This is a genomic window from Formosa sp. F44 (assembly GCF_056238645.1).
In genome coordinates this window covers 504,331-515,909 of record NZ_JBWDLJ010000001.1, presented here as the reverse complement: position 1 = coordinate 515,909, position 11,579 = coordinate 504,331, and the positions used below count along the sequence as shown (strand labels likewise).

6 protein-coding genes are annotated in these 11,579 nt (G+C 35.3%); all 6 read right to left on the bottom strand.

The window, feature by feature from the left end; genetic code table 11:
* Position 1: 1 nt before the first annotated feature.
* The gene (locus AC0UBM_RS01975; RefSeq protein WP_475687440.1) at positions 2–3,148 is read right to left on the bottom strand and encodes a SusC/RagA family TonB-linked outer membrane protein; all 3,147 of its coding nucleotides are present in this window, start codon (positions 3,146–3,148) and stop codon (positions 2–4) included.
* Positions 3,149–3,318: 170 nt separating this feature from the next.
* The gene (locus AC0UBM_RS01970; protein WP_475687439.1) at positions 3,319–3,699 is read right to left on the bottom strand and encodes a hypothetical protein; all 381 of its coding nucleotides are present in this window, start codon (positions 3,697–3,699) and stop codon (positions 3,319–3,321) included.
* Positions 3,700–3,739: 40 nt separating this feature from the next.
* Complete coding sequence (locus tag AC0UBM_RS01965; RefSeq protein ID WP_475687438.1) at positions 3,740–4,423, bottom strand: HupE/UreJ family protein; 684 nt, start codon at positions 4,421–4,423, stop codon at positions 3,740–3,742.
* Positions 4,424–5,464, bottom strand: coding sequence for a DUF4198 domain-containing protein (locus AC0UBM_RS01960; protein ID WP_475687437.1), 1,041 nt, complete (start codon positions 5,462–5,464; stop codon positions 4,424–4,426).
* An 89-nt stretch (positions 5,465–5,553) separates the two neighbouring features.
* On the bottom strand, positions 5,554–7,458 hold the full coding sequence (locus tag AC0UBM_RS01955) for a cytochrome-c peroxidase (RefSeq protein WP_475687436.1): 1,905 nt from the start codon (positions 7,456–7,458) through the stop codon (positions 5,554–5,556).
* A gap of 133 nt (positions 7,459–7,591) precedes the next feature.
* The gene (locus tag AC0UBM_RS01950) at positions 7,592–11,575 is read right to left on the bottom strand and encodes a choice-of-anchor D domain-containing protein (RefSeq protein WP_475687435.1); all 3,984 of its coding nucleotides are present in this window, start codon (positions 11,573–11,575) and stop codon (positions 7,592–7,594) included.
* Between the last annotated feature and the right edge of the window lie 4 nt (positions 11,576–11,579).

The window sequence follows — 11,579 nt, the reverse complement described above, 5'->3', positions numbered from 1 at the left end:
TTTAAATTTTTATTTGTAACCCTAGTATTAAGCTAGATGCTGTTGGCGTTTGAAAAAAGTTTACACCATTAGCAATGGCTTCAGGATCATAATCATTTAATTCGGTGAACAGAAACAAATTATCGCCTTGTATATAAATCGATCCGCCTTGAAGTAATTGACTTTTCGAAAAATTATAACTCAGTTTAATATTTCTTAATTTCAGATAATCTGCATCGTATAAATGTCTTGTAGACACATCGTTAGAAAAACTAGTATTTCCGTTAATTCTAATCGGCACATTAGAATCGGTATTATTCGGATTCCAAGGATTTAATTGCGCGGTTGTATTGGTAAACTGTGGAGAAAATCCGTCATCGTCTCTTTTAAAAGCCGTACGATCGTAAGCCTTACCGCCTACTCCAAACGTAAACAGAAAGTCTAAACTTATATTTTTATAAACCAACTGATTATGAAAACCACCCTGCACGTCTTGAAACGCACTACCAAAAATACCAAATCCAGCCTCTTCGGCATTGGTTGTTAATTCGCCTGTACGCACACCATCTTCTAACACATAATACTCGGCCATTCCGTTGGTACTATTAACTCCGGCATAGTCTCTTAAATAAAACGAATTTAAACTTTCGCCCACTTTAATTATGGTAGGATCTTGACCGTAGCTTGAATCGTAACTCGGAATTAAATCTGCTTTTAAGTCGGTGACTTCGTTATTAAGCATAGTTAGATTTAATTTGGTGTTCCAAGAGAAGGAAGCAGTAGAAATTGGCGTATATCCAAAATCTAATTCCCATCCTGAATTTTTCATCTCACCATAATTTTGTAACTGATTACTAAAACCAGTGGTTGCCGTTACAGGAATATTCATTAAAAGGTCTTTAGTCTGTTTTGAGAAATATTCTACTGTGATATTTATTTTGTTCCATAAAACGGCGTCAACTCCAATATTAAAATTATGACTTAACTCCCAAGATAAATCGGGATTAGCCAATTGGCCATAAGATAATCCAGACTCGCCACCGTATCCTTTTCCATCGGTATTAAAAAACGCTAAAGACGCGTAGTACTCGGATGGTAAATTTCCGTTGGTTCCATAACTACTTCTAAGTTTCAGGTAATTTATGGCCTCTATATCCATAAAGTCTTCTTCTGTAAGAATCCATCCGGCAGACACCGACCAGAAATCTCCCCAACGGGTATCTTTTCCGAATCGAGACGAACCATCGCGACGAAAACTCGCATCTACAAAGTATTTCTGATCGAAATTATAGTTAAATCTAGAAAAATAAGACAGTAAAGAATAATTCTCTGAATACCCTGTCCATGACCATAAGGATCCAATACTACTCGAAGACAATAGTTCGCTATCTAAAATATCGTAACCTGAATTTCGGATAGATTTCATTTTAGAGACCTGTGATTCGAAACCGAGTAAACCATCAAAACCATGCTTATTAATTTGTTTATTATAAGTAAGTAAATTGGAAACGGTATGCTGAAACACTTCCCCTTGAGAAACATACAAAACACCATTCCATACACCACCACCAGCACCAAATTCTTTATTATCGTAAAGTGATTCTTCTAAAGATTGATGATCGATTCCGAAAGTAGATTTAAACTTTAAATTTTTAAGAATTTGAATTTCTGCAAAAGCATCTCCTCGTACTCTAAATTCATTATTTAAGTATTGTCCAACTTCTATAACGCCAATAGGGTTTGCGTTTTTTTCGATATCATTTGGAAGATTTGCGTAACCTTGGTAACCATTCTCATCGTAAATCGGTGCCGCTTGAGGTAAAACACGAGCCATATACAATGGATTTAATCCGCCAGCATAAGTACCGTCGTATTGTCCGGTATTCCGTTCGGTTTTAGAGATTGATAAGTTAACGCCTACATTAAGCCAATCTTTTGCTTTATTTTCTAGATTGATGCGTCCGGAATAGCGTTTAAAATCCGATTTTATAATGGTTCCTTCTTGGTCTAAATAATCTCCAGAAATGTAAAATGTAGTCTTTTCATTCCCGCCACGCGCCGAAAGTCCATATTTTTGAATCGACCCGGTTCGGTAAATGGCATCTAACCAATCTGAATTCGCATTGGTTGTACCGTAAATAGATTCGTAATCACTTTTTGCTATATTTTGATAGTTGGTATACAAATCGGTATCGGCATACACACGACTAAACTCGCCGTTTTCATTATTCTGAATATATTGGTTTAACTGACCTTCTTGCCACAAATCTTTAAACTGTTCATTAGAAATTGTTTCTTCTTCAGTTAAATTTCGAGAAAGACCAAATTCGGTATTAAAAGTAAGTTCAGTCTCTCCGTTTTCACCCTTTTTAGTGGTAATAACCACCACACCATTGGCCGCTCGAGAACCGTATAAAGACGCCGCCGCCGCATCTTTAAGTACCGTTATACTCGCAATATCTTCTGAATTCATAGTAGACAGCGGATTTACATTATTTACAGCGCCACTACCTCCAATTCTGGAATTATTATCGGTATTAATCACCACACCATCTAAAACATATAATGGCTGTGTAAGTCCGTTAATAGAACCCACACCTCTAATCTGCATACTCGAGCTTCCTCCCGGTTGTCCCGTGGTAAATACATTTACTCCAGACACATTACCTTGCAATGCGGTTTCGAAACTTGCCGAAGCTGTACGCGTTAAGGTCTCGTTAGAAACTTTGGTTGCCGAACCGGTAAAACTGCGTTTATTAGAACTTCCATAAGCCGTGACTACCACTTCATCTAAACCCGTTGGATCTTCTAACAGTGTAATGCTTAGGTTTTGTCTTGTATCGATAGCTATTTCCTGAGTAACAAATCCAATATATGACACCACCAAAGTAGCATTGGCGCCGACTGTGAGCGTGAAATTCCCATCGAAATCGGTTAAAGTGCCGTTAGATGTTCCTTTTTCTACAATATTAGCACCTGGCAACGATGCACCAATATTGCTCAGTACTTGTCCTGAAATTGTATTTTGTTGAATTATGTCAGTTCGATTTGTCAGTGTATTGGAGCTGACAGCTGAAGCTGAAAAACAAAGTAGCAACACCAGCATACTATGTTTTAAATATGATGCTTTATGGAATTTTTGTCCCATGTACATGCGAAATATATTCATATAATATTAGGTTAAAATGACTTCGATTTTAATCGTATTATAGACTTATTAGGCAGATATCTTCGTGTTCACTAGAAGATCCAGCCAATGCTAAAATCTTAGTCCGTATTAAGTAAAAAAAATTTAGGTATTGGTTGCGCTTTGAATACATGGAAGTAATTAAGAGCGCTTTAAACTATTTTTTGGAGAAGAACTTGAGGTGGTTGTAAAAGATCTAAAGCAAACAAGTCACCAATACATGGTGTGTTCCACTTGTAATACTTTTTAGTAGATTGGAAATATAATACAGGTAGTTTATGCGTCTCTTTAAAATGAATCATTTCAATTTCAAACTTTGAAAGTTCATTCCAAAGCGACGACTTTTCTCCGTGTTCGGAAGTCTCAGAAATCCGTTTTGCTAAGTAACACTTTCCATTACACTGCAGTTTGGGCTTGTCTCTATTTTCGCATAATTTTTCTACGATATAGTCGTAATTGGCCACGTATTCGACCAACAGCCAAACCGGCTTAAAGAGCATAAATAAAACAAGTATAAAAATAAACGGTTTCATTAGAATCTTTTTTTCTTAAAATGGACTTGTTATTTGATATCTAATGTGCATTAAAATAGCCATATAATTGATATATAAACAATCCGATTCCAGCTATTATTAAATAAGTGTTAGTCGCTTTATAAAAGGCTGTGTAACTTTTCATTTTTTTCCATCTTGTAATTAAAAATACAATTGGAATTAAGGCCAAAATCTGCCCCACTTCTACACCTATGTTAAAACAAATAATTTTGGCTAAAAACTGCTCTTTTCCAACGTCGAAAGATTGTAATCGCGTCGATAATCCGAAGCCATGAATCAATCCAAAGATAAGCACCATGAGTAGTAGGTTTGGAGATTTTACTTTAAACACTTTTTCGAAACCACCCAAATTTTCAAAACCTTTGTACAACACACTTAAAGCAATTACGGCATCTATTAAATGTTCGTTTGCCGTAATTCCTAGATATGTTGCTCCTATTAGTGTTATACTATGCCCTATTGTAAACACGGTGATAAAGCGAACAATATCTCTAAAATTACTTAAATAGAATATTACACCCGCTAAAAACAACAAGTGGTCGTAGCCCGTAACCATGTGTTTGGCACCTACAAAAATATAAGATAAAAGACCGCCGTTATTTAAAATGGCCTGATCGGAATCACTAACACCATGAGCAAACAGAACAACGGGAAAAAACAAACATGTTAAACTAACTAGACTTTTAAATGTAAATCTACCCATCTAATTTTTCTTCCTGTTAAACATAAAAAACAAACCAAAAACAACCACAAAGCTACCCAACCAAAAGACATACGAAGGAATACCATCGTCTTCATGATCTAGGTGCGTGTGTTCAGACTCATCATGTCCGTGTACGACTTCAAAGGTTAACGTAGACCAATTAGATTCATGAGTCAATCCAGGGGCTTCAGAATGCACTAAATTAATAGTACGCAAATACCAGATACCATCGGCTGCAAGTTTAACGGTAATGATTCCGTTTTCATCTGTTCGAAGTTGATTTCCGCTAGTATGCTGATGAGGCGCTGCGCCCTCTCCATGACTGTGTCCTGTTTCGTCTATACTATCATGATCTTGCTGATGTGTATGGATTTCGCCACCATCATGACTATGAGGTTCAGTATGACTATGGCCATCTTTACTAGCAATGTAATTCGCATAAACCAATTGGTTCACTAAAGGTTTTCCTTTAGAAAGTAGTTTAACCTGAAGCTCGTCTCCAGTATTTAAACTATATGGATTACTTAAAGGAATAAATTCAAGTGGATATCCTAAGACGGTTTTCCAATCATCTGAAGTTTTATCACCAACCTGAAAAATAGCTTTAACATATTTAGAATATTGTTCTGATGCATCCAAACCAAGAGCATCGTTTTCCCGACGCCATGCTAACATATCTACCACACCATCATGCTCTAAGTAACCGTTAAAATCTTCTGCGGACATATCAATTACTCGAGGAGCTGTAGATAAACCTGCTACCCATGTACCGGCTTCACCTGTTTTAAAATCTAAAATGGTTACACTGTCTTTTTCTCTCCATTGTGCTTCTCCAACATGAGTTCGAACACCATTCCCAACCAAACTAACATCTGTCATGCGGTTGCGATCAATTACATTTTCACTCTTTTGAAATGTTCCGTTGAATAATTTAACAGATACCGACGTATTTGGTTTTAAAAAATAAGAGTCAAATTTAAGATACATATCGTGACTACATAATAACACGATAAAGGCTAAATACATGCATATTTTTTTCATAAGCTAAATTAAAATTTTTCGGATATAGAGTGAATAAAACGATTTCAAATATAGATAAAACATAAGCGTCTTAAAACAAAAAAATAGATTTAGTGAGAAATAAATGATCCTTTTTTCTCAACTACAAATCCTGTAGGATCCGTAAGGGTTTTTAGAAAAGCAATTATATCTTTAATTTCTTGTTTTGATAATAGTAATGGCTCTTTAGACAGGGTTTGATTGTCAACATCCAATCCCATGCCTGCACCACCACCTAAATTATAGAATTCTAAAACATCTTCTAATGTTTTAAATGATCCATTATGCATATAGGGTGCTGTTAAAGCTACGTTTCTAACAGAAACCGTTTTAAATGAATTTTTGAAATGAGAGAATTTATCTATTTGAATACCATTAGCTATTCTTCCCAGATCTAAATCCAGCTTCGGATTGATAGAATCAAAACCTTGAGTAATCCCTAATACTTCAGATTCTGAATCTAAATAAAAAGGTGGTACAGATCCATTAAATACAGGCGCAAAATGACAACTACCGCAAGCTCCTTTTCCCATAAACAAATTAAATCCTCGTTTAGCACTCTGCGGATAATCTTTAATTTCGTTACGTACATATTTATCAAATGTACTATTGAATGATTTTAAAGAATTTACATAAGCCGCAATAGCATTACTTATTGATCTTTGATTAATATCTTTTTCACTAATTCCTGCATAAGCGTCTTTAAACAGCTTTAAATATTTAGAATCTTTATTTAGTTTCTCAATAATTGCATCAAAATCTGTATTGAATTCAAGCTTATTATTTATAACATGTCCAACTTGCGTTTCAAGATTAGATGCACGCATATCCCAAAAGTATCGCGTAGAGTAGCCGACATTTAATAAACTAGGCGAATTTCTTAATGTGGTGAAACCTTCCTTATTCGACAAGCTTTTTGGTAGGCCATCACTAAATCCTTTCTTGGGATTATGACAGCTTAAACACGACATTTTATGATTACCAGATAATTGAGGATCTTCAAACAACAATTTTCCTAAATAAATGGTTTTATCGTTGTCTAAAGGCAAATAAACTAACTCTGAGTAAAAATTAGTATTCAGAAAATCGATATCAAATAGGTTTTTTGCTTGATAATTTTGTGCATGCTTTTTATACGGTTCTAACCTTATATTATTTAAATTCTGAAATTCTAATAATTCTGCATATAATGGGTTTATAATATGCTTTAAAAATGTTAGTCTATTAAATTCATTAAAATTATCATTAGATTTTAATAGCTCTTCTCCTTCTAAAAATAGGTTGACAATAGATTTAAATTTTGGCCTTGCCTCGGGATATATTCCTGCTTCAAACGTCATGAATGTTTTTCTCATCCGTTTAAAACTAATATAACTCTCGGTGATTCCATTTACCGATCCTGGGGTATCAAAACCTGTAACGCCTAGGGTAAAAACTCTGACAAGCCCTGATCTTATACACTCTATTATTTGACTGGACTTTAACCTAATAGGCAAATGAATTTCTGAAACATGATCTACGTGTTCTTTAAGATCTTTAGCTAATACTTTAATATGATTAAAATTCTCTAAACTATAATCTTCATAAACGGCTTCGTCTAAAGCTTGTAAACCACCAGGTTCTATGACATTTCCTTCATCAAAATATTCACTTATTTTAGGTAAAGGTGCGCCATTAATAAATGTCCCGTTATATGGCGTCTGATAATAATCAAAAATAAACTCAATTTCTTTATAGGCTAATCGGGTGTTTAAAACTTGCTTTTTAATAGAAAGAAATACATCTTTACTCCTTTCAAACGTCGTAAGGTTCTCTAACTTATCTACTTCTTTCTGAAAATTTAAAAAATTTATTTGATAAGATTCCTCTACCTTTTTCGTAACCATAATTGATTGGTAAGGCCTCTCATTATTTTTCCCAGATAACAGTATAAAACAAATCACAACAGTTAGCACTAAAACACTTCCTTTTTTCATTTTCAACTATTTTAGTTTAATAATTATTATTTTTAAACCTCTTTTCTCACGGTAAATAATGTTTAAAACCCCAATAAGAATAAACAAAAAAGGGTATTCTATTGAGGCTTTAACATTAAACTAAACAAGGTGTTTATTCGATAACAATCGATTTGTAATATGTGTTTTTATCACTTTTAATTTCTATGACGTACATCCCTGTAGCCAATTTGCTAACATTAATTGTTTCACGACTAGTTTCCAAAATTAGCTCTCCTATACTATTATATATTTTTGCTAACTCTAATTTTTCAGCTGGATTCATTTTAATATTAAGTAACTCATTAGCTGGAACAGGGAATATTTTTATACTTTTTTCGAAAGATTCTTCTTCATCTATCTCAAGTGTTACTCCTGTTTTATTAACAGTGAAATAGTCATCAATATCTCCATTATCTCTAATAAACTTTACATTAAGATTTTGTCCGCCATTACCATCATCTTCAATTTCCATAACACAAGAACCAAGTTGATTTAAGGATACAGACATGGCTTGATGATTTAAATCTCCTCCTGAGATTTGTCCTGCAGATCCTGTGGTTATGTATACCGTTCCTTCTGCAGCATCTATTGCTTTTTTGTAAGCTCCATCACTGTCGGTTTTACCGTCTCCAACGCCATTCTGCCCTACTGTATGTCCGCCATTTGTAATGTTATTAGGATTAAAAGTATTAGAGAAACCTTGATGACCATTTATAAAATAAGAGCGTTCGTAAGAGTGGCTATGTCCGTTTAAAACAAGATCTACACCATTAGCTTCTAATATTGGCATAAAATTTTCTCGCATATCAATCAATCGCCCTTCATAATCAGAATCATGTGATCCTTTAGAGTAAGCGGGGTGATGGAATAGGGCAACTATCCAATCTTGTGTGGTATTCTGAATATCGGTTAAAGCCCAATTATACTGACTGCCTCCTACCTCACGACTAGATTGATGAGAATCTAATACTATAAAATGGATGTTAGCATAATCAAAAGAATAATACGCCTCTGTTCCAGAAGCAATTCCTCCTGCTTCTCCTGCTGTAGGGAAGGTGAATATATCATAATAAGGTCCTGACTGTGTCTGCAAATCTGAAGTATAACCATCATGATTCCCTAAACAGGACCAAGCTACAGATTTTTTCAGCATATCATCATACACATCAAAAAAGTAGGACTGATGTTCGGCATCGGTTCCATTACTATACGCATTATCTCCTAAAAACAACATCATATCTGTTTGGTCTGCATGAGTTGCAGTTTGAGACACATAATTATAATAAGCATCCCTTACATTCCGTTGATTAACGCTTCCCGTTCCTGCATCCCCTAAAATCCATGCACGTACAAATTGATCTGTACCCGCAACAGGCGCTGTTTTTACAAACATTTCGCCAATTACACTTTCGGCCACAACAACCGATTGATTAGCAATATTGAAATAATACTTTGTATTTGGTTCTAGTCCTGTTAATTTAACCTCGTGTTCCGTGGTTAAAATCGCGTTTGTTTCGTTCAGATACAAATTATCCAATTCAGTTCCATAATTTACAACCGATGCGGTTTCTACATCGGTTCTCCACTTTACAACCACACTTGTTGGCGATCCGCTTTGTAAATAAGGCCCTCTTTCTACAAGCGTTGGTGGAGCCGAAACAGCATTTTCGCTTGGCACCAATTTAAAATCAAAACTAATATCAGAACTCATAGCATCCTCTTGATGTATTTCTACAGCAATAATGTTCACACCATTTTTTAAAGCCGTAGATGAAACACTACGATAGTTCCAAACACTTTCATCTGAACCACTAATACCAGTTAAAGCAACATCATTATAAGTAATTAGTCCTTCTTCTGGCATATTATTTCTCCAAACCTCAACATCATTAATATAAACAACAATACCGTCGTCTCTAACTGCTTCTAGATCGATACTGTTAAACATAGAAACATCTGGGATATCTATAAATTTTCTGAAATATGTAGTAATTGGTCTTGGCGATTCTGGCTGGCCAATATTTGTAACTTCATCACCATCACCGTAACCAATTTCGGTTATAGCCTCTTCCCAATGACTTTGATCAAAAGTTAGAGTTCTCCAGGCTGTGCCTTGATCGCCACCGTTACTCGAATAAAACCAAGCATCACCTTCTTTAATTTCTGATGGAAAAACAGGGTCTGTTCCTTCTCCATGGACATTAAAAGTAAACGCGTTTTCACCAGGCACATTACAATTAATTGTGATGATAGATGCGTAGTGGTTTAAAGTTGTTGGAATTAATGTAACTCCGAAAGATATTGATTCTCCAACATTAACTGTACTGTCACTACTATTTATAATAAAATCTGAATTACTACTTTGAATTGAAGATATGGTAATCATACTATTACCTGTATTTTTTATAGTATAATTTTGGGTTTCACCTATATACGTATAGACCTCCCCAAAATCTGTATGATCTAAGCTATCGGGTGTCGAATCTCCGTTTACTATAGATGTCGAATTTCCCAAAATATCTAATGCAATGACTGCAATTACTCCTGTACCTTGTATATTAAAAGTATACGCACTTTCATCAGAATCATCATTTGCGATCTTAACTGTAGCTTGATTTGTTTCGGCAGAAGTTGGAGCGTACTTGATAACAAATTCCAAAGATTCTCCTTCTTCTATAACGGAAGAACTTGGCTGTTTTAATACGGTAAACTCTGCGTCTCCACTAATTGAAACCAATGGATTTCCTATTAAATTTAAATCTGCTTTACCTACGTTTTTAATGCTATATGTCCTGGTAAGCCACTGATTAATCCCTCCGTTTGGAAATTGTGTATAATTTGAAATATTAGGCGTCGTATCCCCATTAATTATAGCTGTATTATTACCTGTTACATGTATTTCATTAGGAGGAGTAACATATTCTATATGTATAGAAGGTTTACCGTTTGAAAAGCTTGAGGCCTCTCTCCAAGCGCCTTCAGATCTTGATATCCCGCTAAAAATGAATGCCATATTATTACCTACAGACCAACCATTTCTGGATGTAATCTCTGTAAGTATAGAACTAATATCTGGAGTTCTCTGGTTGACTGTGGCCTGGCCTTTTTGCCCTTCCCAACTTGGTATGTCCCAAATAATATTAGCATTGGTTGTAGCTCTGCCCGAAAGACCAAAGTTCCCGTTAGTTCCAAGATAAGTAGCGTTATCACTAGCATCTCCTTTAATATTTACTGTTACATCTCCTGCACCGTTTTCATCGACTTCAAATTGAATATAAGCCTTGGTAATTGATGCATCTTTTGGAAGCTCGATATTTTCAAAATGAAGACCAATAACTTGTTCGGTAGAGCCATCATAATATAATTCTAAGTCAGAACTAATAGTACTTACGTATCCGCTACCTCCGTAAGCTTCTTCTGCAGAACCGCCCTGAGAGCTAATAGATACATCGATTTTCGAAATATTAATTTCTGAAGGCACTGGCGTATACTCTACATGAAGCTTAGGTGTGCCTGATGCATGACTTGAAGCTTCTCGCCACGCGCCATCTGTTCTTGAAACTCCAGAAAACAAAAAAGCCATACTATTTCCAGCAGACCAACCACTTCTAGACGTAATTTCTGTAATTATACTGCTAATATTTGGGGTTCTTTGGTCTTCTGAAATATTTCCTTTTTGCCCTACCCAACTTGGTATAGCCCAATTTACGGTTGACGCTGTGGATGGTCTTACCGACAAACCGAAATCTCCATTTGCACCAAGAGGTGTAGCGTTATCACTAGCATCGGCAGTAATACTTACAGTGACATCTCCAGCACCTTCTTCATCGACTTCAAATTGTATATAAGCATTTGTAATGATGGCATTATTTGGTATATCTATACTGTCAAAATACAGACCTATTATTTGTTCTGTAGCACCATCATGATAAAATTCTAAATCGGAGCTCGACGTACTTACATAGCCATCGTCGCTAAAAGCTTCTTCGGCAGAACCGCCACTGGAACTAATTGGAATATCTAAGGTAATGGTTTGTGAAAATGAACATACTGATAACAGTACCATCATCATCATTAATGTATATTTTTTAATCATAATT